This is a genomic window from Serratia sp. EC4, assembly GCF_059652115.1.
In genome coordinates, this window is record NZ_JBNIDE010000006.1 from 153,451 (window position 1) to 179,229 (window position 25,779).

The 25,779-nt window shown below is 59.3% G+C and carries 22 protein-coding genes and 1 pseudogene; 12 read left to right on the plus strand and 11 right to left on the minus strand.

The genetic code is table 11. From position 1 onward, the window contains the following. The first annotated feature begins 137 nt into the window (after positions 1 to 137). Both ACP39K_RS17820 and ACP39K_RS17825 read left to right on the plus strand, forming a co-directional pair. Positions 138 to 2,201, plus strand: coding sequence for an alpha-amylase (locus ACP39K_RS17820; RefSeq protein ID WP_497008736.1), 2,064 nt, complete (start codon positions 138 to 140; stop codon positions 2,199 to 2,201). Between the two features lie 135 nt (positions 2,202 to 2,336). Next, positions 2,337 to 3,590, plus strand: a complete 1,254-nt coding sequence (locus ACP39K_RS17825) for a valine--pyruvate transaminase (protein ID WP_033639093.1) — start codon at positions 2,337 to 2,339, stop codon at positions 3,588 to 3,590. A gap of 39 nt (positions 3,591 to 3,629) precedes the next feature. Here ACP39K_RS17825 and ACP39K_RS17830 read toward each other — a convergent pair whose 3' ends face one another. The 3 genes from ACP39K_RS17830 to ibpA form a co-directional block, all read right to left on the minus strand. Continuing rightward, the gene (locus ACP39K_RS17830) at positions 3,630 to 5,288 is read right to left on the minus strand and encodes a putative transporter (protein ID WP_497008737.1); all 1,659 of its coding nucleotides are present in this window, start codon (positions 5,286 to 5,288) and stop codon (positions 3,630 to 3,632) included. A 170-nt stretch (positions 5,289 to 5,458) separates the two neighbouring features. Further along, positions 5,459 to 5,887 (minus strand): small heat shock chaperone IbpB, encoded by a 429-nt coding sequence (gene ibpB / locus ACP39K_RS17835; RefSeq protein WP_004933922.1) that lies wholly within the window; start codon positions 5,885 to 5,887, stop codon positions 5,459 to 5,461. A 107-nt stretch (positions 5,888 to 5,994) separates the two neighbouring features. Further along, a complete protein-coding gene (gene ibpA / locus ACP39K_RS17840) occupies positions 5,995 to 6,408 on the minus strand; it encodes a small heat shock chaperone IbpA (protein WP_004933919.1) in 414 nt (137 codons plus the stop codon). Positions 6,409 to 6,718: 310 nt separating this feature from the next. Between ibpA and ACP39K_RS17845 the strand changes: the two genes are divergently transcribed. Further along, positions 6,719 to 7,066, plus strand: coding sequence for a YceK/YidQ family lipoprotein (locus tag ACP39K_RS17845; protein WP_033631396.1), 348 nt, complete (start codon positions 6,719 to 6,721; stop codon positions 7,064 to 7,066). Positions 7,067 to 7,096: 30 nt separating this feature from the next. Here ACP39K_RS17845 and ACP39K_RS17850 read toward each other — a convergent pair whose 3' ends face one another. After that, positions 7,097 to 8,377, minus strand: coding sequence for a YidR family protein (locus ACP39K_RS17850; protein WP_033639094.1), 1,281 nt, complete (start codon positions 8,375 to 8,377; stop codon positions 7,097 to 7,099). A gap of 489 nt (positions 8,378 to 8,866) precedes the next feature. On the opposite strand from ACP39K_RS17850, the gene ACP39K_RS17855 reads away from it, so the two are divergent. Together ACP39K_RS17855 and ACP39K_RS17860 are read left to right on the plus strand one after the other, a co-directional pair. After that, positions 8,867 to 9,835, plus strand: a complete 969-nt coding sequence (locus ACP39K_RS17855; RefSeq protein WP_197818470.1) for a threonine/serine dehydratase — start codon at positions 8,867 to 8,869, stop codon at positions 9,833 to 9,835. Then, on the plus strand, positions 9,822 to 10,763 hold the full coding sequence (locus ACP39K_RS17860; protein ID WP_161544279.1) for an ornithine cyclodeaminase family protein: 942 nt from the start codon (positions 9,822 to 9,824) through the stop codon (positions 10,761 to 10,763). The genes ACP39K_RS17855 and ACP39K_RS17860 overlap by 14 nt, the downstream gene beginning before the upstream one ends. Positions 10,764 to 10,788: 25 nt before the next feature. Here ACP39K_RS17860 and yidA read toward each other — a convergent pair whose 3' ends face one another. From yidA to dnaA, 5 genes are all read right to left on the minus strand, one after another. Next, positions 10,789 to 11,604: a sugar-phosphatase gene (gene yidA / locus ACP39K_RS17865; protein ID WP_497008738.1), complete on the minus strand. Its 816-nt coding sequence runs from the start codon at positions 11,602 to 11,604 to the stop codon at positions 10,789 to 10,791. A 125-nt stretch (positions 11,605 to 11,729) separates the two neighbouring features. Next, on the minus strand, positions 11,730 to 14,144 hold the full coding sequence (gene gyrB / locus ACP39K_RS17870; RefSeq protein ID WP_016929599.1) for a DNA topoisomerase (ATP-hydrolyzing) subunit B: 2,415 nt from the start codon (positions 14,142 to 14,144) through the stop codon (positions 11,730 to 11,732). A gap of 18 nt (positions 14,145 to 14,162) precedes the next feature. Further along, complete coding sequence (gene recF / locus ACP39K_RS17875) at positions 14,163 to 15,248, minus strand: DNA replication/repair protein RecF (protein ID WP_042783382.1); 1,086 nt, start codon at positions 15,246 to 15,248, stop codon at positions 14,163 to 14,165. 45 nt (positions 15,249 to 15,293) lie between these two features. Beyond that, complete coding sequence (gene dnaN, locus ACP39K_RS17880) at positions 15,294 to 16,394, minus strand: DNA polymerase III subunit beta (protein ID WP_004933892.1); 1,101 nt, start codon at positions 16,392 to 16,394, stop codon at positions 15,294 to 15,296. Between the two features lie 4 nt (positions 16,395 to 16,398). Then, a complete protein-coding gene (gene dnaA / locus ACP39K_RS17885) occupies positions 16,399 to 17,793 on the minus strand; it encodes a chromosomal replication initiator protein DnaA (protein WP_080286904.1) in 1,395 nt (464 codons plus the stop codon). Positions 17,794 to 18,476: 683 nt separating this feature from the next. Between dnaA and rpmH the strand changes: the two genes are divergently transcribed. The 6 genes from rpmH (at position 18,477) to ACP39K_RS17915 (ending at position 23,264) form a co-directional block, all read left to right on the plus strand. Further along, entirely contained in the window at positions 18,477 to 18,617 is a 141-nt protein-coding gene (gene rpmH / locus ACP39K_RS17890) for a 50S ribosomal protein L34 (protein ID WP_000831330.1), read from the plus strand. Between the two features lie 17 nt (positions 18,618 to 18,634). Next, complete coding sequence (rnpA, locus tag ACP39K_RS17895; RefSeq protein WP_004933883.1) at positions 18,635 to 18,994, plus strand: ribonuclease P protein component; 360 nt, start codon at positions 18,635 to 18,637, stop codon at positions 18,992 to 18,994. Then, entirely contained in the window at positions 18,958 to 19,215 is a 258-nt protein-coding gene (yidD, locus tag ACP39K_RS17900; RefSeq protein WP_004933881.1) for a membrane protein insertion efficiency factor YidD, read from the plus strand. Before rnpA ends, yidD begins: the two co-directional genes overlap by 37 nt. Before the next feature lie 2 nt (positions 19,216 to 19,217). After that, positions 19,218 to 20,855 (plus strand): membrane protein insertase YidC, encoded by a 1,638-nt coding sequence (gene yidC / locus ACP39K_RS17905; protein WP_016929601.1) that lies wholly within the window; start codon positions 19,218 to 19,220, stop codon positions 20,853 to 20,855. 96 nt (positions 20,856 to 20,951) lie between these two features. Further along, positions 20,952 to 22,316, plus strand: a complete 1,365-nt coding sequence (mnmE, locus tag ACP39K_RS17910; RefSeq protein ID WP_060444897.1) for a tRNA uridine-5-carboxymethylaminomethyl(34) synthesis GTPase MnmE — start codon at positions 20,952 to 20,954, stop codon at positions 22,314 to 22,316. Between the two features lie 147 nt (positions 22,317 to 22,463). Then, the gene (locus ACP39K_RS17915; protein ID WP_273837140.1) at positions 22,464 to 23,264 is read left to right on the plus strand and encodes an MBL fold metallo-hydrolase; all 801 of its coding nucleotides are present in this window, start codon (positions 22,464 to 22,466) and stop codon (positions 23,262 to 23,264) included. Between the two features lie 10 nt (positions 23,265 to 23,274). Here ACP39K_RS17915 and ACP39K_RS17920 read toward each other — a convergent pair whose 3' ends face one another. Next, positions 23,275 to 24,396: an amino acid permease gene (locus ACP39K_RS17920; RefSeq protein ID WP_161545154.1), complete on the minus strand. Its 1,122-nt coding sequence runs from the start codon at positions 24,394 to 24,396 to the stop codon at positions 23,275 to 23,277. Between the two features lie 57 nt (positions 24,397 to 24,453). Next, a complete protein-coding gene (locus tag ACP39K_RS17925; RefSeq protein WP_161545153.1) occupies positions 24,454 to 25,347 on the minus strand; it encodes a hypothetical protein in 894 nt (297 codons plus the stop codon). Between the two features lie 193 nt (positions 25,348 to 25,540). Between ACP39K_RS17925 and ACP39K_RS17930 the strand changes: the two are divergent. Then, positions 25,541 to 25,642 (plus strand): annotated as a pseudogene (locus ACP39K_RS17930). Positions 25,643 to 25,779: the final 137 nt, after the last annotated feature.

Genomic DNA, 25,779 nt, shown 5'->3' on the forward strand with positions numbered 1-25,779 from the left:
CCGAATCAATCCGAAAACGCTCCGCCCTTCTTCTCCTCCCCGAAAAACCCTCTCAGGGAGGAGGCCATTTTTCCGCCGTTTGCCACACTGGCGCTACCCAGCGGAAAAAACGCTTCCTGCCGCGCGTAAGGAGAGCCATGAAACTGTTACCCCTGCCCTTGTTGATGCTGCTGTCGCCTTCGGCGCTGGCCGGCTGGACGTTGCCGGGATTCCCGGCCTTCGACGAAACGGCCGCCGGGCTGTTCGCCAGCCAGGCCGCGCTGCCCAAGGGCCAGTTGCCGCTGCGCCTGTATCAGGATAACCACTGCTGGCAGCCGGCCGAGGCGGTAAAACTTAACCAGGCGCTGTCGCTGCAGCCCTGCGGCGCCAACCCGCCGGTCAGCTGGCGGCAGTTCCGCGCCGGTGACTATCAGGTACGCATCGACACGCGCAGCGGCACGCCGACGCTGCAGCTCAGCCTGAGCCGCGCGCCGGAAAACGCCGCCGTTGCCGTGCGCAGTTGCCCGCGCTGGGACGGCAAGCCGGTCACGGTCGACGTCGCCTCCACCTTCGCCGAAGGCGAAACGCTGCGCGATTTCTATTCCGGTCAAACGGCGCAGGTAAGCCAGGGGAAAATCACGCTGCAGCCCGCCGCCGCCAGCGGCGGCCTGTTGCTGCTGGAATCCGCCGCCACGGCGAAACCGGCGGCGTTCAGTTGGCATAACGCCACGGTCTACTTCGTGCTGACCGATCGCTTTGAGAACGGCAATCCGGCCAATGACCACAGCTACGGGCGCCGCAGCGACGGCCTGCAGGAAATAGGCACCTTTCACGGCGGCGATCTGGCCGGCCTGACGCTGAAGCTGGATTATCTGCAGCAGCTCGGCGTCAACGCCTTGTGGATCAGCTCGCCGCTGGAGCAGATCCACGGCTGGGTCGGCGGCGGCACCCAAGGCGATTTCCCGCATTACGCCTATCACGGCTATTACGCGCTGGACTGGACGCGCCTCGACGCCAACATGGGCACCGAACAGGAGCTGCGCACGCTGGTCGAGCAGGCGCATCGCCGCGGCATTCGCATTCTGTTCGACGTGGTGGTGAACCACGTCGGCTACGCCACGCTGGCGGATATGCAGACGTTCCACTTCGGCTCGCTGTATCTGCAAGGCGCGGAGGTGGAGAAAACCCTGGGGAAAAACTGGAGCGACTGGCGCCCCGGGCCAGGGCAAAACTGGCACAGCTTCAACGACTACATCAACTTCAGCGACAAGGCGGGCTGGCGCCCATGGTGGGGGAAAAATTGGATCCGCACCGACATCGGCGACTATGACGCGCCGGGCTATGACGATTTGACGATGTCGCTGGCCTTCCTGCCGGACATCAAAACCGAAGCGCCCGGCGCCAGCGGCCTGCCGCTGTTCTACCGCCACAAACCCGACACCGCCGCGCGCGACATGCCCGGCGCCGCCACCCGCGATTACCTGACCATCTGGCTCAGCCAGTGGGTGCGCGATTACGGCATCGACGGTTTCCGCGTCGATACCGCCAAGCACGTGGAAAAACCGACGCTGGCGCTGTTGAAACAGCGCGCCACGGCGGCATTGGCGGCGTGGAAAGCGGAGCATCCGCAGCAGGCGCTGGATGATGCGCCGTTTTGGATGACCGGCGAGGCCTGGGGCCACGGGGTGATGAAAAGCGATTATTACCAAAACGGTTTCGACGCGATGATCAACTTCGATTTCCAGGACCAGGCGTCGCAGGCGCTGGGCTGCTTCGCCGATATCGACGCCACCTACCGGCAGATGGCCGAACGGCTGCAGGACTTCAACGTGCTGAGCTACCTCTCTTCACACGACACCCGGCTGTTCTTCGCCAGCGACGCCAAAGGCTCGCAGGTGCACCAACAGCAGGCGGCGAACCTGCTGTTGCTGGCGCCGGGCGCGGTGCAGATTTACTACGGCGATGAAAGCGGCCGCCCGCTCGGCCCAACCGGCTCCGATCCGCTGCAGGGCACCCGCTCCGACATGAACTGGCCTGAGCTGCAGGGGGAAAAAGCCCCGCTGCTGGCCCACTGGCAACGGTTGGGGCAGTTCCGCGCTCGCCACCCGGCGATCGGCGGCGGCGTGCAAACCCCGTGGCCGCACGCCGCCTACTATGCTTTCAGCCGTCGGCTCGGCGACGATAAGGTGATGGTGGTATGGGCCGGCGAACGGTCACAATAATCCAGCGTAATATGCTACTAATCGGCCAATGAGCGAAGTTTGTGCCCATTGGCCGATTTGTCGGCCGCATTGCAGCGGGATTTGTCTGGCGGTATGGTGGGGGATTACCTGCTAAGAAACAGTACTGCTACACCTATGACTTTCTCACTTTTCGGCGAAAAATTTACCCGTTATGCGGGCATTACCCGTTTGATGGACGACCTGAACGAAGGCCTGCGCACCCCCGGTGCCATCATGCTCGGCGGCGGCAACCCGGCGCAGATCCCAGAGATGGAAGCCTACTTCAAACAGCTGTGCCAGGAGATGCTCGACCAGGGCAAACTGACCGAAGCGTTGTGCAACTACGACGGCCCGCAAGGCAAGGACGCGCTGCTGAAAGCGCTGGCCAATCTGCTGCGCGACGAGCTTGGCTGGGAGATTTCGCCACAGAATATTGCACTGACGAACGGCAGCCAAAGCGCGTTTTTCTACTTGTTCAACCTGTTCGCCGGCCGCTACGCCGACGGTTCGCGCCGCCGCGTGCTGTTCCCATTGGCGCCGGAATATATCGGCTATGCCGACGCCGGGCTGGACGAAGGGCTGTTCGTCTCCGCCAAACCGAACATCGAGCTGCTGCCGGACGGCCAGTTCAAATATCACGTTGATTTCGAACACCTCACCCTTGGCGACGACATCGGCATGATCTGCGTTTCACGGCCGACCAACCCGACCGGCAACGTGATCACCGACGAAGAGCTGATGAAGCTCGACCTGCTTGCGCAGCAACGCGATATTCCGCTGGTGATCGATAACGCCTACGGCGTGCCGTTCCCCGGTATTATCTTCAGCGACGCCACGCCGCTGTGGAACCCGAACACCATTCTGTGCATGAGCCTGTCCAAACTCGGCCTGCCGGGCTCGCGCTGCGGCATCGTGATCGCCGACGAGAAGGTGATCACCGCGTTGACCAACATGAACGGCATCATCAGCCTGTCGCCGGGCAGCATGGGGCCGGCGATGGCGACGGAAATGATCGCGCGCGGCGATCTGCTGCGCCTGTCGAACGAGGTGATTCGCCCGTTCTACAAACAGCGCGTCGAGCACACCATCGAGATTATTCGCCGCTACCTGTCGCCGGAGCGCTGCCTGATCCACAAACCGGAAGGGGCTATCTTCCTCTGGCTGTGGTTCAAGGATCTGCCGATCACCACCGAAGTGCTGTATCAGCGCCTGAAAAAGCGCGGCGTGCTGATGGTGCCGGGCCACTACTTCTTCCCGGGGCTGGAGCACGACTGGCCGCACACTCACCAATGCATGCGCATGAACTACGTGCCCGATCCGGAGAAAATCGAGCGCGGCGTGGCGATCCTGGCGGAAGAGATCGAGCGCGCGCATCAGGAAGTGAACTAAGCTCAACCCATCGGGGCGCCACCACGGCGCCCTGATGGATTACAGCGTCCAGAACAGCACCGCCAGCAGCTGCGGCGACATGATGCGCAGGAACATCGCCAACGGATACACGGTGGCGTAAGACAGCGCGGCGGCGCCGCTGGTGGGATGCAGACCGTTGGCGAAGGCCAGCGCCGGCGGATCGGTCATCGATCCCGCCAGCATGCCGGACAGCGTCAGATAGTTCATCTTGCCCACCGTGCGCGCCAGAATGCCGACGCTCAGCAGCGGAATAGCGGTGATCAAGGCGCCGTACCCGACCCACGTCAGCCCCTCGCCGTGCAGCAACGTATCGATGAAGTTGCCGCCCGACTTCAATCCGACCACCGCCAGAAACAGCACGATGCCCAGTTCGCGCAGCGCCAGGTTGGCGCTCGGCGGCATAAACCAGTACAGCTTGCCGATGCTGCCGATGCGCCCCAGGATCAGCGCCGCCACCAGCGGCCCGCCGGCCAGCCCCAGCCGCAATGCCGCCGGGAAGCCGGGCACGAACAGCGGAATGGAACCGAGCAATACCCCGAGACCAATACCGATAAAGACCGGCAGCATCTGCACCTGCTGCAGTTTTTGTTGGGCGTTGCCGACAATCGCCGTCACCGCATCGATGGCCTCCGGCCGGCCGACCAGGTTGAGAATGTCGCCAAACTGCAGCGTCACGTTGCTGCCGGCCACCAGCTCCACGCCGGCGCGGTTGAGGCGTGAAATCACCACGTCATACTTTTGCTTCAGATTCAGATCGCGGATTTTCTTGCCCAGCACCTGCTCGTTGGTCACCACCGCCCTCACCACCTGTAGCGCAGTGCCGCGCGTCGACAGCGAGGCATCCACCTCTTCGCCGATCACCAACCGGGCGTTCTCCAGATCTTCGCGTTTGCCCACCAGGTGCAGGTAGTCGCCAAGCTCCAGCCGCTCATGCGGCGCCGGTACCATCAGCAGCTCCCCGCGCTTGAGGCGCGAACAGACGATCGCTTCACCGTTGAGCAGCGGCACGCTTCTGATCGCCATGCCCTGCAGATTGGGGTTGCGCACCGCCACGTTGATGGCGTGCAGCAGCTCGCGCTGATTGCCCAGACGGCTTTCAAACGCCTGCGCCTCACGCTCGATGTTGATGCGGAAAAACAGCCGGATCAGCCACATCACCAGCAGGATGCCGCATATGCCGAACGGATAGGCCATGGCGTAGCCCATCCCCATGCCGTCCACCAGCGCCGGATCGGAACCGAGATCGGTCAGGATTTGTTGACCGGCGCCCAGCGCCGGGGTGTTGGTGACCGCGCCGGAGAACACGCCGAGGATGATCGGCAGCGGCACGTCGAACAGCTTGTGTACCGCCGCCGCCACTATGCCGCCGGTCACCACCAGCAGCACCGCGAAGGCGTTGAGCCGCAGACCGGAGACGCGCAGCGAAGAGAAGAAACCGGGGCCGACCTGGATGCCGATGGTGTAGACGAACAGGATCAGGCCAAACTCCTGGATAAAGTGCAGCATGTCCCCGTTCAGGCTGATTTGCCCGCTCTGGGCAAAGTGGCCAACCAGGATACCGCCGAACAGCACGCCGCCGATGCCCAGCCCGACGCCATACAGCTTCCAGTTCCCCATCCACAGCCCAATGACGGCCGCCAACGCCAACATGCTGACGGTCAGGGCGATATCGCTCATAGGTCACATCCTTGCCAAAAAAGTTGAACACGGGATTTGCGGCCAAAGACACACAATTAACAAGGATTATGGCATCGGGCAGAAGGGGGGACTGTGGCACGCGCCACATAACGCAGCGAGGGAGATCCGTTGGGATCTCCCTCGCATGATGATGACCGCTTTTCAGTCGGTTATTTCGCTTCCAGCTCCGGCGTCGCACCGATGGCGATACGCTGCGGCTGCAAGGCTTCCGGCACCTGACGCACCAGATCAATGTGCAGCAGACCGTTTTCAAATTTGGCTTCGGACACCTGCAGATGCTCCGCCAGGGTGAAAGTCAGCTGGAACTCTTTGCACACCAGACCTTGATGCAGGTATTCAACCTGTTTTTCCGGCGGCGTGGGTTTACCGCTGACGGTCAACCGCGGCCCTTCCACTTCGATATTCAGTTCGCTTTGCCTGAAACCGGCCAGCGCCAGAGAAATGCGGTAGTGATTGTCATCGCTTTTCTCGATGTTATACGGCGGGAACCCCTGAGGTTCCTGGCCGCCCATTGAACTGGCCAATTTATCAAAACCAATCCACTGACGCAGAAGCGGGGATAAATCGTAATTACGCATAGGAACAACTCCTTTCATTAAGCGAGATGTGTTTATTCAGCCCCCTGACGGCAGGCTAATCATGGCTTCATATTTACCGGCAGCGTACCTGCCGGCGAACCGGAAATTTATTTAATTTCGATGCGGCGCGGTTTTAATGTTTCCGGCACGATGCGTTGCATGTCGATATACAACAGGCCATTCTCCAATTTGGCGCCTTTAATTTGAATATGTTCGGCCAGCTGGAATTTACGCTCGAAATTACGCTCGGCGATGCCCTGGTATAAATAGGTTTTTTCTGCCGGTTCATTGTTGTGCGCCCCGCGCACGATCAGCAGATTATCCTGCGTGGTGATCTCCAGCTCCTGCTCGGCAAACCCGGCTACCGCGATGGCGATCCGATAATGATTTTCATCCACCAGTTCGACATTATAAGGGGGATAACCGCCGTTGCCCTGACTCTGGCCAGCCTCCAGCGCGTTGAACAGGCGATCGAAACCAATGGCGGAACGGTATAGCGGGGAAAGATCAAAATTACGCATAAAACAGCCTCCTAAGGCACTTCAGCGAGGTTGAAATAAATACGCCTTCCACTCTGGACAGGCTAATTAAGCCAGAATTCCCTTACGGCGAATTCTCAATTCGGCTCTGATGATAAAATGGGGGTTGCTTTCATCAATTCAACAGGCGAGGATCAAAAAAAATTTGCATCAATAAGGTAAAAGTTTTTTTTACCACTTACACTAAAGTGAGAGAGCCGCCACAGAGCGGGATTTTGCTTCTTTTAAAGCAGCAACAGGATGTTATAAATCAGCTTAATTTAGGGGAACAGCAACCCTGCAGGATGGATTAATGACGACGATGAAAGCGATAGCGACGGGCTGCATGTTGTTGGCGACCAGCGGTTGCTCCAGCGTAATGAGCCATACCGGCCCGAATCAGGGTTACTATCCCGGCACCCGCGCCAGCGTGGACATGCTGAAGGACGACAACACCAGCTGGGCGATGATGCCGCTGGTGGCGCTGGATCTGCCGTTCTCCGCGGTGATGGATACCGTGCTGCTGCCTTACGACTATCTGCGCTCCGGCAACGACGCCACCGCAGACTCGCCAAAAGCGCGTATCCTGCGCAGCGAGCAGCAGAATCTGGCGGCGACCGGCAATCCCGGCCAGGGCGACGACAGCACCGCCACGCACTAATCGCGCACGCAGCGGGTCATCAGGCCCGCCTTACGCCTCAACCACAAAGATCTGGTTGAACCCCGCTATCTCGCGCATAAACGCCACTTTCTTGCCATCCGGCGAAAACACCACGGCATCCCCCGACGGCGGCTGCACGCTGCGCGGCGTCAATCGCTGCAGGCGGCCGCTGGCCACCTCGCACAGCATCACGCTGTTGTCGCACACCAAGGCTATCGTCCCGCCCTGCGGGTGCCAGCTGAACGCCGACTGGATGTCATGCTCGCTGCGGCTCACCTGGCGCGGCTCGCCACCATTAGGCGACACCGTCCACAGCTGCACCACGCCGCCGTCGTCCTTCATCAGAAAAGCTATCTGGCTGCCGTCCGGCGAACTGCGCAGCCAGTGGCGCGGCGCACCAGCCACGCCAGGAAAACGGCGATCCCCGGTAAAGGTTACCCGCCGCTGCCTGACGCCAAGCGGCGGCGCCGGCAGCTCGCTTTCCGTCCCCTGCAGCGGCAGAGCGCCCGCCCGGGCGTAGTCGACGTCGTTCTCCGGCAGATCGACGATAAACACCTCAGACAGCTTCTCTCCGGCGGCGGACAACGTATCGCCGATAAATGCCAGCGCCCAGCGCTGCCGGCTGCCGTCGGCCTTACGGTAGCCTTCGCGGCCGATCCAGCCTTCTTCGTAAGCGCGATTAATCTGATCGCTGCCCGGCCGCGGCTGCGGCACCGTCTCGCTGACCAACACGCAATAGTGGCTGCCGTCGTACTCGCGCGGGTGCTGTTTTGGCGGGTTAACCCCGTGCAGCGGCACGGCCACGCCGACGTTGCGCAGATCGCGCGCCGGATCGCGTTCATGCATCACGTGATCGTTGTAGGTAAAGCTGAGGCGGCTGCCGTCCGGACTGAAAACGTGCACATGGCTGCCGCCGCGCAGCGCGCCGGGCGTATAGGGCGCGGTGATATCCAGCGCGTCGAGGGTGATGGCCAACTCGCGATCCGGTTCGCTGACGATCACCCCGCGGCGGTGGTGAAAATCATACTGCCAGGCGCTGTCCGGGTGCTCAGGTCCGTGAATAAAGGCATAGCGCGCCGGCGCATCGGGGCTGACCGTGACCACGCCGACGTGGGCGCCGTGCTGGGCGCGATAAATCACCTCCACCGCGCCGCTGGCGACGTTGACACGCTCGATGCTGAGGCCGGTGAAAGAGGCGCCGTGCGGACGCACGTCATAAGCCAGCCATTGGCTGTCCGGCGTCCAGACGTTGATATTGGTTAACTGATGCCCACGAGGGTCGAAAGTCAGTTGTTTTTCCCGATGGCTCATGGCGGCTCTCCTGCACATGCTGGCACTGAGCCGTCATCTTACCGGATCGCCCGCAGCGTTTCATATGGCCTGTGAGGGTGAGGCGGGAGGAATTTTTCGGCTCGAAATCACGCAATTATTTTTCAGCGTCTTATCATTTAAGCCGATCGACGGCTTCGGCAGGAAATAAGCGGCCGACTAGGCGATTGTATTCCTGCCGGCGAAACTCAACGGCGCCAATGTAATAGGGTGGGTGATGAAAACGCTATTTTTTCATTCTCATCTTCCTTATAAGAATAAGGCAGCGGCGGCGCCTTACTTAACGCAAATAAATAAAAAATCGTGCCGCTAGACGACCGGTTTATGATTATTTTCACCGAAAACGCAATGTTCCTTCCGACCGTTGCCGTTTTCTGATCGGTGTGCCCGAGGGTCGGGCTGCGGGGTTTACAATTAATACAAAAAAGTACAAACTGGATTTTTAGTCCAAACAAATCTTCTGGAGCCGGTATGAACACCCTCTTCGATGCCATTGTTTCCGCTCATCAGCAACTGCGCCCTCAGGTGCGGGTCACGCCGCTGGAGCGCAGCGTGATGCTTTCTCAGCAATTGGGCTGCGAGCTGTATCTGAAATGCGACCACCTGCAGCACACCGGTTCCTTTAAATTTCGCGGCGCCAGCAACAAGCTGCGGCTGTTGGATAACGAGCAACGCCGGCGCGGCGTGATCGCCGCCTCAACCGGCAACCACGGCCAGGCGGTCGCTCTGGCGGGGCAGCGTATGGGCGTTGGCGTCACGGTTTATGCGCCGGAGACGGCGGCGAGCATCAAGCTCGACTCCATCCGGGCGCTGGGCGGCATCGTGGAATTGGTGCCGGGCGATGCGCTGAACGCCGAACTGGCGGGGGAACTGGCCGCACGCGAACAGGGGAAAACCTATATCTCGCCGTATAACGACGAACAGGTGATCGCCGGCCAGGGCACCTGCGGCATGGAGCTGGTTGAACAACTCGCCGATCTGGACGCGGTATTCGTGGCGGTGGGCGGCGGTGGCTATATCGCCGGCATCGGCACCGTTCTGCGGCAACTGTCGCCAAACACGCAGCTTATCGCCTGCTGGCCGGAAAACGCCACCAGCCTGTACAGCGCGTTGGAAGCCGGCCATATCTTCCCGGTGGAAGAACAAGAAACCTTGTCCGACGGCACCGCCGGCGGCGTCGAGCCGGGCGCCGTGACCTTCCCGCTGTGCCAGCAGCTGATTGACCGTAAAGTGCTGGTCAGCGAGGCGGAGATCAAACTCGCGATGCGCCGGATCGCCGCCAGCGATCGCTGGATTATCGAAGGCGCAGCAGGCGTGGCGTTGGCGGCGGCGATCAAACTGGCGCCGGAATACCGAGGTAAAAAGGTGGCGGTGGTGCTGTGCGGTAAAAACATCGTGCTGGAGAAATACCTCAAGGCCATCGCCGATGCGCATCCTTAATCGGCAGCAAATTCTCGCTGCGTTCGACGCCGAGACCATAACGCCGCTGCTGAAGCAGGGTTTTATCGCCTACTCGCAACAGCGGGTACAACAGCCGCCGGCGCAGCATTTCCTGTTCGAACAGGCCGCCGGCGACTGCTGCATCAAATCCGCCTGGTTGGAAGGCGACGAACTGTTCGTGGTCAAGATCTCCACCGGTTTCTATCGCAATGCCGAACAAGGCCTGCCGAGCAATCAAGGGCTGATGATGGCGTTCTCCGCCCACACCGGCGAGCCCCGCGCACTGTTGCAGGATGAGGGTTGGCTGACCGCGCTGCGCACCTCACTGGCCGGCCGCATCGCCGCCGATCTGTGCGCGCCGCCGCATATTCAGGCGATAGGCATGGTCGGCACCGGCCTGCAGGCGCGGCTGCAGCTGCAATGTCTGAAACCGGTGACCGATTGCCGCGAGGTATGGGTGTGGGGCCGCAACGAACAGGCGCTGGCGGCGTATCGACGCGATGTCGAGGCCGAGGGTTTTCGGGTGCGGGTCACGCAGGATGCGGCGGAGCTGGCGGCGCACTGTCAGCTGATCGTCACCACCACGCCCAGCCGCGAACCGATTTTACAGGCGGCGGATATTCGGCCCGGCACGCACATTACCGCGGTGGGCGCCGACGCGCCCGGTAAGCAGGAGCTGGCGACCGAGCTGGTGGCCCGCGCAGACGCGCTGCTGGTTGATGCCCTGGCGCAGTGTGCGGACTATGGCGAGATCGCGACGGCTTATCGGCAGCACAAGCTGATTTCAACGCCGATCGTCGAAATGGGCGCCGTCTTGGCGCAGGGAGGGCGGGTACGACGCGAGCCGCAGCACATCACCATCGCCGATCTCACCGGCTTGGCGATTCAGGATCTGCAGATCGCCAAAGGGGTGTTGGCGAAAGTATAAAGGGGCGCCGCAGCGCCCCGCGTTATCAGGCGTTGAGCACGAACTTCTCGATAGCGCGCGCCACGCCGTCTTCGGTATTGGCGCTGGTGACAAACTGCGCCACCGCTTTCAGCTCGGGAATGGCGTTGCCCATCGCCACGCCGACGCCGGCATATTCGATCATCGCCGTATCGTTGGCCTGATCCCCCAGCGTCATGATGTTTTCCCGCGCCACGCCGAGATGCTCGGCCAGCATTCTCACCCCGGCGCCTTTATCGACGTTTTTGTGCAAGATCTCAAGGTAGTAAGGCGCGCTTTTCAGGATGGTGTAACGCACGCGCGTTTCTTCCGGGATGCGCGCGATAGCGCTGTCCAGCAGCTCCGGCTCGTCGATCATCATCACTTTAGGGAAACGCATCTGGCGATCCATCTCTTCCACGCTGCGGTATTTCAGCGGAATGCCGGTCATTTCCGCCTCGTGTATGGTGTACTTGCCGATGTCCTTGTTCGGGGTATACAGGGTATCGAAATCAAACGCCTGGAAGTGAACGCCGAACTCGCGCGCCATCTGCTCAAAGTGCAGATAATCCTCAAAGCCCAGCGTTTCTTGCAGAATGCAGGCGCCGTCAGCCGCACGCAGCACCAGCGCGCCGTTATAGGTGATACAGAAATCGCCGGGGCCCTGAATGTCCAACTGGCGCAGATAGTCCTGCACGCCGACATATGGCCGCCCGGTGGCCAGCACCACGTGCACCCCTTTGCGCCGCGCCGCCGCGATAGCCTGCTTTACCGCCGGCGTGATTTGGTGCTGCGGATCCAGCAACGTGCCGTCCATGTCGATCGCAATCAGTTCAATAGCCATTCAACGCTTCTCCCAGTGGTTTTTTCCCATGCTAACGCGTTTCAGCCACGGCTGTCAGCGCCAAAAAAGGCGCAAAAAAAATCCGCGCGGGTCGCCCGGCGCGGATTTTCACAGCCATTAACGCATCAGATATCGATGTTCGCCGCTTTCAGGGCGTTTTCTTCGATAAAGGCGCGACGCGGTTCAACCGCATCGCCCATCAGCGTGGTGAACAGCTGATCGGCAGCGATGGCGTCCTTGACGGTCACGCGCAGCATGCGGCGACTTTCCGGATCCATGGTGGTTTCCCACAGCTGCTCCGGGTTCATCTCGCCCAGACCTTTATAACGCTGCACCGACAGGCCGCGGCGCGACTCTTTCACCAGCCACTCCAGCGCCTGCTCGAAGCTGTCTACCGGCTGACGGCGTTCGCCGCGCTCGATGAACGCGCCCTCTTCGATCAGCCCGCGCAGCTGCTCGCCCAGCTGGCAGATCTTGCGGTATTCGCCGCCGTGGATGAAGTCGAAGTCCAGCTTGTAGTCGGTATCCACGCCGTGGGTGCGGATGCGCAGCGCCGGCTCGAACATCTGGCGCTCACGGTTCTCGAAGATCACGAAATCATAGCTGCTGCCGTGCTGCTCTTTGTCGTTCAGCGCCTGCACCAGCGACGCGATCCAGGTCTTCACCTTGGCTTCATCGCTGAGATCGCCTTCGTTCAGCGTCGGCTGATAGATCAGGCTGTTCAACAGCGCGCGCGGGTAGCGGCGCTCCATGCGGCCGATCAGCTTCTGCACGCCATAGTGCTCGGCCACCAGTTTTTCCAACTGCTCGCCGCCGAGCGCCGGTGCGCTGGCGTTGGTGTGCAGCGTGGCGCCGTCCATCGCGATGGCGATCTGGTACTGATCCATCGCCTCATCATCTTTGATGTACTGCTCCTGCTTGCCTTTCTTCACCTTGTACAGCGGCGGCTGTGCGATGAACACGTGGCCACGCTCGATGATTTCCGGCATTTGGCGGTAGAAGAAGGTCAACAGCAGCGTACGGATGTGCGAACCGTCGACGTCGGCATCGGTCATGATGATGATGCTGTGGTAACGCAGCTTGTCCGGGCTGTACTCGTCACGGCCGATGCCGCAGCCCAGCGCGGTGATCAGCGTCGCCACTTCCTGTGAAGAGAGCATTTTGTCGAAACGCGCCTTCTCGACGTTGAGGATTTTCCCCTTCAGCGGCAAGATAGCCTGGTTCTTGCGGTTGCGCCCCTGCTTGGCAGAGCCGCCCGCGGAGTCCCCTTCCACCAGGTACAGTTCGGACAGCGCCGGATCGCGTTCCTGGCAGTCCGCCAGCTTGCCCGGCAGGCCGGCCAGATCCAGCGCGCCTTTGCGGCGGGTCATCTCACGCGCTTTACGCGCCGCTTCGCGCGCGCGCGCCGCGTCGATGATTTTGCCGACCACGATTTTCGCGTCGCCCGGATTTTCCATCAGGTAATCCACCAGCTTCTCGTTCATCAGCGTTTCAACCGCGGTTTTCACCTCGGAAGAGACCAGCTTGTCCTTGGTCTGAGAGGAGAACTTGGGATCCGGCACCTTCACCGACACCACGGCGATCAGGCCTTCACGCGCGTCATCGCCGGTGGCGCTGACCTTGGCCTTCTTGCTGTAGCCTTCCTTCTCCATGTAGCTGTTCAGCGTACGAGTCATCGCGGTACGGAAACCGACCAGGTGCGTGCCGCCGTCGCGCTGCGGAATGTTGTTGGTGAAGCAGTAGATGTTTTCCTGGAAACCGTCGTTCCACTGCAGCGCCACTTCCACGCCGATGTCGTCTTTCACGGTGGAGAAGTAGAACACGTTCGGGTGGATCGGCGTTTTGTTCTTGTTCAGGTACTCGACAAACGCCTTGATGCCGCCTTCGTAATGGAAGTGGTCTTCACGGTCAGTGCGCTTGTCCTTCAGGCGGATAGACACGCCGGAGTTGAGGAAGGACAGCTCGCGCAGGCGCTTGGCCAGAATGTCGTACTCGAAATCGGTCACATTGGTAAAGGTCTGGTGGCTTGGCCAGAAGCGCACCATAGTGCCGGTCTGCTCGGTTTCGCCCACCACGGTCAGCGGCGCCTGCGGCTCGCCGTGGCTGTAAGTTTGTTCGTGCACTTTGCCTTCGCGGCGGATCACCAGCTCCAGTTTCTCCGACAGGGCGTTAACCACCGAGACGCCCACGCCGTGCAGGCCGCCGGAAACTTTATAGGAGTTGTCGTCGAATTTACCGCCGGCGTGCAGCACGGTCATGATGACCTCTGCGGCTGAAACCCCTTCTTCCGGGTGAATGCCGGTCGGAATGCCGCGGCCGTCATCCTGCACCGATACCGAGTTGTCGGCATGGATGGTGACCTGAATGTCGCTACAGTGGCCCGCGAGCGCTTCGTCGATAGCGTTGTCCACAACCTCGAATACCATGTGGTGCAGACCGGTGCCGTCATCGGTATCGCCGATATACATGCCCGGGCGCTTGCGCACCGCATCCAGCCCTTTTAATACCTTGATACTTGAGGAGTCATAAGAATTCGACATCAACGTTTCTCGCTCATTTTAGTCCTGTGGTTGAACCTCTATTTTACCCTGTTCCACGCGGAACATCTTGCCCTTTTCACCGGCCATGTCGGTCACTTGCTCAGCGCTGACCGCGCTGACAAAAACCTGGGCCTGGGTGGCTTTCAGGCGATCGGCCAGCAACCGGCGACGGCCGGTGTCCAGCTCGGAGGCAAAATCATCAATCAGATACAGGCAACGCCGCCCGCTCTGCCGGGTGAGAAACTCACCCTGCGCCAAGCGCAACGCGCACATCAGCAGCTTAAGCTGACCGCGCGATAACAAATCCTCTACCGGCGTGCCGTCGGCACGAATGCGAAAGTCCGCTTTATGCGGCCCCACCGCGGTATAGGTCAACGCCCTGTCGCGCTCAAACTGGCGCTCCAGCAGCTCGCCGTAGTCGCTCTCTTTGTCCCAGCCGCGCTGGAAGGAGAAGCTCAGGGCGAATTCAGGCAGAAACTGCGCGCAGGTCGCGGTGATATCCGCGGCGATCGCGTCGCTGTATTCCGCCCGCCATTCGCTGATGCGCTCCGCGAGCGGGATCAGTTCCTGATCCCAGGCGCGGATCTGCGCATAGCGACTCACCTGGCGCAGCGCGGCATTGCGCTGCTTCAGTAACCGTTTCAGGTTGCTCCAGGCGGTGAAAAAACCGGGTTCGTTATGAAAACAGCCCCAGTCCAGGAAAGCGCGCCGGAATTTCGGCCCGCCGTTCAGCAGGGTAAAACCTTCGGGGGTGATCAGTTGCATGGGCAGCAGCTGCGCCAGCTCGGCCACCTTGTGGCCGTCGCTGCCATCGATGCGTACTTTGCTGTCACCCTGACGGCTCTTGCTCAATCCTACCGACAGCTCGCGCTCCGCGCCGTCGATGCGGCCATGCAGCACGAACTCCGGTTGGTCGTGGCGGATCACCCGACCGGCCTGCAGGCTGCGAAAGGCGCGGCCATGGCCGAGCGTATACACCGCCTCCAGCACGCTGGTCTTGCCGCTGCCGTTGGCGCCGACCAGGAAGTTGAATCCCGGCGCCAGCGCCAAATCCGCCGCCTCGATATTGCGGAAGTCTTTAATCAATAAACGCGTCAGAGCCATGCAATCTCTTTACCGATGACGGTGCTGTAATTCAAGGTAACGAGACTACAACCGCATTGGCATGACAACGTAGGCCGCCGCCTGGCTGGCGCCGTCTTCGATCTGCACGCTGGAGACCGAGTCGGTCAACAGCAGGCGCACGTCTTCACACTTGAGCGCGTTCAACACGTCCAGCACGTAGCTGACGTTGAAACCGATCTCCATCTCCGCGCCGTCGTAGCTGACGTCGAGGATCTCTTCCGCCTCTTCCTGCTCCGGGTTGTTGGCGGTGATCTTCAGCTGGTTCTGGCTGACGTACAGCCGCACGCCGCGGAATTTCTCGTTCGAGAGAATGGCCGCGCGGGCGAACGCCTGCTTGAGCAGATCGCAGCCGGCCTCCAGCGTTTTGTCCGGGTTCTTCGGCAAAACACGGCGATAGTCCGGGAAACGGCCGTCAACCAGCTTGGACGTGAAGATGAAATCGCCGACGTGGGCGCGAATGTTGTTGCTGCCGATCTGCAGCTGCAACAGCGAATCGCCGCCGTCCAGCAAGCGCACCAGCTCCATCACCCCTTTACGCGGCACGATCACCGAATGCGACGGCAGCTGCTGGCCGATCGGCATCGAGCACACCGCCAGGCGGTGGCCGTCGGTCGCGACGGTGCGCAGCTCTTCGCCTTCGGTTTCAAACAGCATGCCGTTCAGGTAGTAACGCACGTCCTGGTGGGCCATCGAGAACTGGGTGGCTTCGATCAGGCGCTTCAGCGTCGCCTGCGGCAAGGTGAATTCCACCTCGCTCTGCCAGTCGTCCAGGTTCGGGAAGTCCGCCGCGGGCAGCGTGGACAGCGAGAAGCGGCTGCGGCCGGACCGCACCAGCATGCGCTCGCTCTCCAGCGTGACGGCAATCTCCGCCCCTTCCGGCAGGCCACGGCAGATATCAAAGAATTTGCGCGCGGGCACGGTGGTCGCGCCCGGCTCGTGCGGCTGGGACAGGGCGACGCGCGCCACCATCTCCATCTCCAGATCGGTGCCGGTCAGCAGCAGGGAGCCTTCCGTCACCTGCAGCAGCAGGTTGCCCAGGATCGGCAAGGTCGGGCGGCCGCCCAGCGGGCTGCTCACCTGTTGCAGCGGTTTTAGCAGATGCTCACGTTCAACGATAAATTTCATAGCGCTATGAAGATAATGTTCTGATTAAATTGGAGAAATCTTCTTTGATGTCGTGACTTTCCTCACGCAACTGCTCGATCTTCCGGCAGGCGTGCAACACCGTGGTATGGTCGCGGCCACCAAACGCATCGCCGATTTCCGGCAGGCTGTGGTTGGTGAGTTCCTTCGCCAGCGCCATCGCCATCTGGCGCGGGCGGGCAACGGATCGCGAACGCCGCTTGGACAGCAAATCCGCGACTTTAATCTTGTAATACTCCGCCACCGTCTTTTGGATATTGTCGATGGTGACCAGCTTTTCCTGCAGCGCCAGCAGATCGCGCAGCGCTTCGCGCACGAAATCGATGGTGATGGCCCGGCCGGTAAAGTTGGCGTTGGCGATCACGCGGTTCAGCGCCCCTTCGAGCTCACGCACGTTGGAACGCAGGCGCTTGGCGATGAAGAACGCCACTTCGCCCGGCAGACGAATGTCGTTTTCGTCGGCCTTTTTCATCAGGATCGCCACGCGGGTTTCCAGCTCCGGCGGCTCGATCGCCACCGTCAGCCCCCAGCCGAAGCGGGACTTCAGACGATCTTCCACTCCGTTGATCTCTTTAGGATAGCGATCCGAGGTCAGGATGATCTGCTGATTGCCTTCCAACAGGGCGTTAAAGGTATGGAAGAACTCTTCCTGCGAACGCTCCTTGTTGGCAAAGAATTGGATGTCATCGATCAGCAACGCGTCGACCGAACGGTAGTAGCGCTTAAACTCTTCGATGGCATTGTTCTGCAACGCTTTGACCATGTCCTGCACGAAGCGTTCCGAGTGCATGTAGACCACTTTGGCGTTGGCCTTGCGCGCCATGATGCCGTTGCCGACCGCGTGCAGCAGGTGAGTTTTACCCAGGCCGGTGCCGCCATACAGGAACAAAGGGTTGTAGGCGCCGCCCGGATTGTCCGCCACCTGGCGAGCCGCCGCGCGCGCCAGCTGGTTGGACTTACCCTCGACGAAGTTGTCGAAGGTGTGTTTGGGGTTGACGTTGGAGCGATAAGAGAGCTCGGGTTGCGCCGCCGCGTTGTCCCAGCTCGGGCGCGAAGGCGCGGCCGTGCGCGCCGCCGGAGCCGCAGGGACGCTGCTGACGCTGGCGGTCACGGTCTGGCTGATCACCTGCGTGATCGGCTTGCTACCGACTTCAAAACGCAGCAAAGGCGCGTCCGTGCCGCAGAAATCATTCAGCAGACCATTGATGTTGTTTAAGTACTTATCGCGAACCCAATCCAGCACAAAACGGTTAGGCGCGTACAGCGCCAGGGTGTTGTCACTCAGTTCCGCCTGCAATGGGCGAATCCACATACTAAATTCTGTGGCAGGTAACTCATCCTGCAATCGGGCAAGACACTGCTGCCAAAGCGAAAGTGACACGGCGGACTCCACTCGAACAAGATCAATAAAGAAAAGAAACGGGCAACTTTTTTATAACTCATGATTTTTGACACATACCCGGCATCGGCTGTTTGCCTGTGGGGGATGCGAACCGCCTTTCACGGTTTGTGTCCCTCACGATCCCGGCATGAGGGATCGCGATCGGAATGACGGATCATAGCGCAATCCGAGCAAGAGATCCTCCCCTTCCTCACAGATTAGATCCATTTTATCCACAGGCCGCGGCCGGCGGCGATCTTTTCACCGCCAGCGCCGAATGACCGCGCAGATCCCGGCCGCTGCGCCGCGTTTTTTACATTGTCAACCGGTTATACCCTGTTATCCACGCCGGATCCTGCGATCGCGCGCAAAGGATCTCACGGGGATCCTTGCGATTTCACCCCGAGTCCGTATAATCTTCGCCCTACGTGTGATACCTGGTTCCTTTATGGTGCGTCATTAGCCAGACAGGATTCTGCGGTGACCACGGGCCAAGACCGGATTTTGTTCCGTTATTGGCAGACAACCAGGTAGGCTGGCGCGATGCGAATTGACTCAGGACTGTACAATTATTACAATCCCGCTTCTTTATGTATTGCGATTGAGGCGTCGGTCATCTTCACGCCGAGTAGCCAAACGCGTTTACTGATCAGTAATTATTTTAAGTTTAGGTAGAAATCGCTATGAAACGCACTTTCCAACCGTCCGTATTGAAGCGCAACCGTAGCCACGGTTTCCGTGCTCGTATGGCCACCAAAAATGGTCGTCAAGTTCTGGCCCGCCGTCGTGCGAAAGGCCGTGCTCGTCTGACTGTTTCTAAGTAATAAAGCTAACCCGCTGAGTGGTTAAGCTCGCTTTTCCCAGGGAGTTACGTTTGTTAACTCCCACTCATTTCACTTTCGTCTTCCAGCAGCCACAACGGGCTGGCACGCCGCAAATCACCATCCTCGGCCGCCTGAACCAGCTGGGGCATCCCCGCATCGGTCTTACCGTCGCCAAAAAACACGTCAAACGCGCGCACGAGCGTAATCGGATCAAACGCCTAACCCGCGAGAGCTTCCGCCTGCGCCAGCACGAATTACCGGCGATGGATTTTGTCGTGGTGGCCAAAAAGGGGATAGCGGATTTGGATAACCGCGCGCTGACGGAAGCTTTGGATAAATTATGGCGTCGCCACTGTCGCCAGGCTCCCGCATCCTGATCGGGCTGGTGCGGGCCTATCAGCTCGTCATCAGCCCGCTGCTAGGGCCTCGTTGTCGCTTCCAGCCGACATGCTCTCATTACGCAATTGAGGCATTAAGCAGGTTTGGCATGATAAAAGGCAGTTGGTTAGCATTGAAACGCGTATTAAAATGCCACCCTTTGAACCCAGGTGGCGATGATCCGGTGCCGCCAAAAACCGACGATAACAGAGAACACTAACGATGGATTCGCAACGCAATCTTCTTCTCATCGCTCTGCTGTTCGTGTCTTTCATGATCTGGCAGGCATGGCAAACGGACAATGCTCCGCAGCCGGCCGCACAGACCACGCAACAGACTTCGAACGCAGTAGCCGGTGATGCCGCCAGCCAGGCCGTGCCAGCCAGTGGTCAGGGTAAGCTGATTACCGTGAACACCGACGTGCTGTCACTGACCATCAACACCCGTGGTGGCGATATCGAGCAGGCTAAACTGTTGGCCTACCCGGATACTCTGGGTTCATCGACTCCGTTCCAACTGCTGGAAACCACCCCGTCGTTCGTCTATCAGGCGCAAAGCGGCCTGACCGGTAAAAACGGCCCGGACAACCCGGCCAACGGCGAACGCCCGCTGTATCAGGCGGCGCAGGACAGCTACACCCTGCCGGAAGGCCAGGACGAGCTGCGCATCCCGCTGACCTACACCGATAAAGACGGCGCGGTCTACACCAAGACCTTCGTGCTTAAACGCAACCACTATGCGGTCGGCGTGGATTACAGCATCGACAACAAAGGCGCGACGCCGCTGGAGCTGACCCTGTTCGGCCAGCTGAAGCAGACCACCGAATTGCCTAAGCACCGCGACACCGGCAGCAGCAACTTCGCGCTGCACACCTTCCGCGGCGCGGCGTACTCGTCCAGCGAGGACAAGTACCAGAAATACGCGTTCGACAAAGATGAAAACCTGAGCGTCACCACCAAAGACGGTTGGGTCGCCATGCTGCAGCAGTACTTCGCCACCGCGTGGGTGCCGGCGACCAAGGGTGACAACACCTTCTACACCGCCAAACCGGGTGACAACCTGTCCACCATCGGCTTCAAATCTACGCCGGTCGTGGTGCAGCCGGGCGCTCAGCAGCAGCTGAACGCGACCCTGTGGGTCGGCCCGGAGCTGCAGGACCAGATGGCCCAGTTGGCGCCGCACCTGGATCTGACCGTGGATTACGGTTGGCTGTGGTTTATCTCCCAGCCGCTGTTCAAACTGCTGAAGTTCATCCACGGCTTTATCGGTAACTGGGGCTTCTCCATCATCATCATCACCTTCATCGTGCGCGGCATCATGTACCCGCTGACCAAGGCGCAGTACACCTCGATGGCGAAAATGCGCATGCTGCAGCCGAAGCTGCAGGCGATGCGCGAGCGCATCGGTGATGACAAACAGCGCATGAGCCAAGAGATGATGGCGCTGTACAAGGCGGAGAAAGTGAACCCGCTCGGCGGCTGCCTGCCGCTGATCATTCAGATGCCGATCTTCCTGGCGCTGTACTACATGCTGATGGGTTCGGTCGAGCTGCGCCACGCGCCGTTCGCCCTGTGGATCCATGACCTGTCGGCGCAAGACCCGTACTACATCCTGCCAATCCTGATGGGCGTGACGATGTTCTTCATTCAGAAGATGTCGCCGACCACCGTGACTGATCCGATGCAGCAGAAAATCATGACCTTCATGCCGGTGATCTTCACAGTATTCTTCCTGTGGTTCCCGTCCGGTCTGGTGCTGTACTACATCGTCAGCAACCTGGTGACCATCCTGCAGCAGCAGCTGATTTACCGTGGTCTGGAAAAACGCGGCCTGCACAGCCGCGACAAGAAAAAAAGCTAAGCGTAGTGTAGGGGTTCGGCGCGCCGACCCTTGCAGTAACACCAAAGGCGGTCATTAGACCGCCTTTTTGCATCTTAATCGTCAGAGAGAACCGTTATGAGCACCACCGATACCATCGTAGCCCAAGCCACCCCGCCGGGACGCGGCGGCGTCGGCATTCTGCGCATTTCCGGAAGCAAGGCCAAAGACGTCGCCCTGGCGTTGCTCGGCAAGCTGCCGAAGCCGCGCTACGCTGACTATCTGCCGTTCCGCGACGCCACGGGCGCCACCCTCGATCAGGGCATCGCGCTATGGTTCCCGGGGCCGAACTCCTTTACCGGCGAAGACGTACTGGAGCTGCAGGGCCACGGCGGGCCGGTGATCCTCGATCTGTTGCTCAAGCGCGTGCTGGCGCTGCCCGACGTGCGCATCGCGCGGCCCGGCGAGTTCTCCGAGCGCGCGTTTCTCAACGACAAACTCGATTTGGCGCAGGCCGAAGCGATTGCCGATCTGATCGACGCCAGCTCCGAGCAGGCGGCGCGTTCGGCGATGAACTCGCTGCAAGGCGCGTTTTCCACCCGCATCCACCAGCTCGTGGAAGCGCTCACTCACCTGCGAATCTACGTGGAAGCGGCGATCGACTTCCCGGACGAGGAAATCGACTTCCTGTCCGACGGTAAAATCGAGGCGCAGCTCAACGACGTCATGGCGGATCTGGACAGCGTGCGCGGCGAAGCGCGCCAGGGCAGCCTGCTGCGTGAAGGGATGAAGGTGGTGATCGCCGGGCGCCCCAACGCCGGCAAATCGAGCCTGCTCAATGCGTTGGCCGGGCGCGAGGCGGCGATCGTCACCGATATCGCCGGCACCACCCGCGACGTCTTGCGCGAACATATCCATATCGACGGCATGCCGCTGCACATCATCGACACCGCCGGCCTGCGCGACGCCAGCGACGAAGTGGAACGCATCGGCATCGAACGTGCATGGAACGAGATCGAACAGGCCGACAGGGTGCTGTTTATGGTTGACGGCACCACCACCGCCGCCACCGAGCCGGCGGAGATCTGGCCGGAGTTTATGGCGCGCCTGCCAGGCACGTTGCCGATCACCGTGGTGCGCAATAAGGCCGACATCACCGGTGAAACGCTGGGTCTGACGGAAGTGAATAACCACTCACTGATTCGCCTGTCGGCCCGCACCGGCGAAGGCGTCGATGTGCTGCGCGATCATCTTAAACAGAGCATGGGCTTCACCAGCAACATGGAAGGCGGCTTCCTGGCGCGCCGCCGCCACCTGCAGGCGCTGGAACTGGCGGCGCAGCACCTGGTGCAGGGCAAAGAACAGTTAGTGAGCGCTTACGCGGGGGAGCTGTTGGCCGAAGAACTGCGCCAGGCGCAGCTGGCCCTGAGCGAAATCACCGGCGAATTCACCTCCGACGATCTGCTGGGCCGCATCTTCTCCAGCTTCTGTATCGGCAAGTAACACCGCCAGACGCCTTCACGGCCGGGACAAGCCCTTGTTCCGGCCGTTTTTCTTTTCCGCTCTCGCTCTGCGCGCCTGCTCACAGAGCCGCCGCAGCGTCCCGCGCTATACTGGCCAGTCAGGAATCTCTCTCAGGAACGAGTCAACATGGCATTGACCCTCAAGGTATTGCTGGAAAACCGCCGCGCCGCCGGCGCCAACCCGCTATTGCAGGCCAAGGCCGGGTTAAGCCTGCTGATTGAGGACGAGACGACGTCCATACTGTTCGATACCGGCCCCGACGACAGCTTTCTGCGCAATGCGGCGCTGATGGGTGTCGATCTCTCCCGTATCACCGCAACGGTGCTCTCCCACGGCCACTATGACCACTGCGGCGGCGTCGCCTGGCTGCCGGACAACAGCCGTATCATCTGCCACCCGCAGGTCGGCGATGAGCGCTATGCGGCGCTGAAGGTGCTGGGCCACACTCGGAAAATCAAAAAGCTCTCTTTGGATATCGACTACTCACGCCACCGCATGCAATACAGCCGCGAACCGCTGGCGATCGGCGATCGCTTTATGTGGTCAGGCGAAATCGCGGTGCCCGCACCCCGCGCCTACGGGGTGATCGCCGGGGAGAACGCAGCGGTAGATTACGTTATTGACGAAGGGGTGCTGATTTACAAATCGGATCGCGGTCTGGTGATCGTGACCGGCTGCGGGCACCGAGGGATCGTGAATATCGTGCGCCATTGCCAGCAAATCACCGGAATCGACAGGATCCACGCCTTGATCGGCGGTTTTCATCTGCGCTGCGCTTCCCCGCGCACGCTCTGGCGCGTCCGCCGTTTTTTACGGCAGCATCAGCCGGAAAAGATCATGGGCTGCCACTGTACCGGCGCCTGGGGCCGACTATGGCTGCCGGCAGGGATCGCGCCGGCCACCGGCGATACGCTGGTTCTGGATTAAGCGTGCCGTTTTACACCAACAACGTCGCGATTACCGCGATGCCGGAGCCCAGCACGACGACGCCGATCCCCTTTTGCCTACCGTCGCCCCGTAGCAAAAAATACAGTGATGGGATGAAAAAGACGGTCATCACGATAACGGGTATCGACCAGCCCGAGATGATCTTGATAATGCTCGGGTTGATCGTACCAATAAACGTACAGACAACGATATTCCCTGCGATGATTCTCTTTTTGCCCGCCACGCCGAAGGACGTAATGCCATCGATCACGCCGGTCAACGTGCCGATATAGGCGCCGCCGGTCAGTAAACATAGCAACAGGGCAGCGCCTAACCACGCCATGGCGCTGCCGGTCAAACCGGCGGTATAAAACAGCGCATCCACATTGCGGCTGTTAATGATTGAGATGTCATCCAGCGTCAGCAAACGGCTGATGGCGATAACGATCATGACGATAAACGCCATGATCAGTACCTTGCCAAACAGAATACTGCGTGCCTGCGGTCGCACGGCGCTTTTCGCAAAGCGCTGGATGCACGGGGTAAAGTTAAATGTAAAAAGAAAAATTGGCAGCAGCAGCCACGTCTGCAATGAAATGCCAGGCGACGCCTGCACCGCCTGCCGCCCCCCTGCAGGTTGTAACAGGAAAAACACCGCCAGGATCGCCACCAGTACGATAGAAACCAGTGCCATTCTGGAAATCAGGTGCTCGACTCGCTGACTAAACGCCAACCATGCCGCCGACAGCGCGGCACTCAGCAACAGCGAAATGCCGCCCCTAACCCAGAATCCGTTGTGGAAAAAAGACGCGACGACGTTGACCAAAGTGATGAAATTTATCAGCACGATAATAATCATCGACAAAATAAACAGCACACAGACGATTGCCGCTGCCCGCTCGCCGATAAACGTCGATGATGCCGCCAGGAAATCTTTCTCCGGGTGCGAAATGATGAATTTGAAAAAAAGATAGTGCGCCATCATCGATACCGACATGGCGATAACGATAAACAGCATGAACACCTTCATCCCCAGCACGCCCGGCCCCACCGCCTGCGGCAAAAAGAAAATCCCGGCGCCGAATGCCGTGGAGAAGAAAGTGACTGGCCAATACAAGTGTGAGATTTTCATGATGATGCTCAACCATCATGGCTATGCGCGACACATAGCCAGTTGGCACAAAAAATGTCATTCGAAACAGGATTTGCCGAAGAAGACCAGCAAAGAAGGCAAGGCGAAGTTATCGTAAAAAGTCGCGGCCGCACGATAGCCGTTAAGCACGTTGACGCGTGAACACAGCGGAAAAACGCCAATATGCGACGTATAATTATCAAAGATTTTATTGGAGGAAATACGATACCGAATGGCCCTGAACGTCGCGGCATTTCCCGCCGCGCAGGTCGGTTTATTTTCCTTGATGATATCGAACGCGTGTTCACCCACCGTCATCTTCACATTTCCGTCTTGGCGCTGAAAATACGCCTCTTTATCCATACGGTTTTTAATGTGGCGTTTAAAGCGATCCGCCATGTTTTTCTCACTGACATAAAATGCATTGATATCAATGCCATGACGTTGATTAGACGCCAGAATGTAGTCGTTTATTTTTTCCGGAATGATGTACGGCGATGTCGCCATCTTCCTGAATTCGTTAGCGCCGTCTATCTCGCTGCCATCGCTTTTTTCCATATAGAAATCATTTATTTCCATCAAGAAGTCAGGCTGAACACCGAGCCGTCTGATGGATTCGGCAATGTAGTCAATGCAGAAGCGCGCGGACTTTTCCACTTCACTGCTGACAGAAAAACGATCGTCCAAATTAACCACGGTATGCCCACCGGAAATCACCACCTTATCCGTCAAAAAAGACGATGCCAGCGCGATGAGGTCTTCAACGTTGTTATTTGAAACCTCATTGTTGATAACCTCAGCGATCCCATTCTGATCGGCTTTGTAGACGATAAAGCGATCTTCACCCTTCCAACCTTTTTTGCAGTTACATTTATATTCTTTAAAAACAACACGTTCAGCTGTCTTATAAAAATCGGCGCTTTGCAGCGGCATTAATTCGAGATCTGGCATACCCTTCTTCCCTATTCGTAGCCAATGACGCCAACTTTTTATAACAATAGCTAATGTAAATTTAGTGACCTGACTCTGATAATTAATAAACACCTACAATAAATAGGGTTTTTGTGGGTTTGGTCACATTTTCAAGTTCAGGTTATTTTAACCATTTTTATTATGTGGTTTTATATTTCCAACAAACGAATGCGGAGAGGTGGGCGAGTGGTTTAAGCCAGATTTAAGAAACTAACCGTTTCTTAAATCCACACGAGTCATCGTGTCGTAGGTTCGAATCCTGCTCTCTCCGCCAACTTTTTCTTATCAGGCGGTATTTTATGGGTTCATTGGACGCCGTCGATTCGAAAGCGGCTGGCTTCGGAACTGATTAATTTTATGTACGACCCCATTACGCAACGCGATTTGAGGTCTGAATAACCTTCGCCTTGC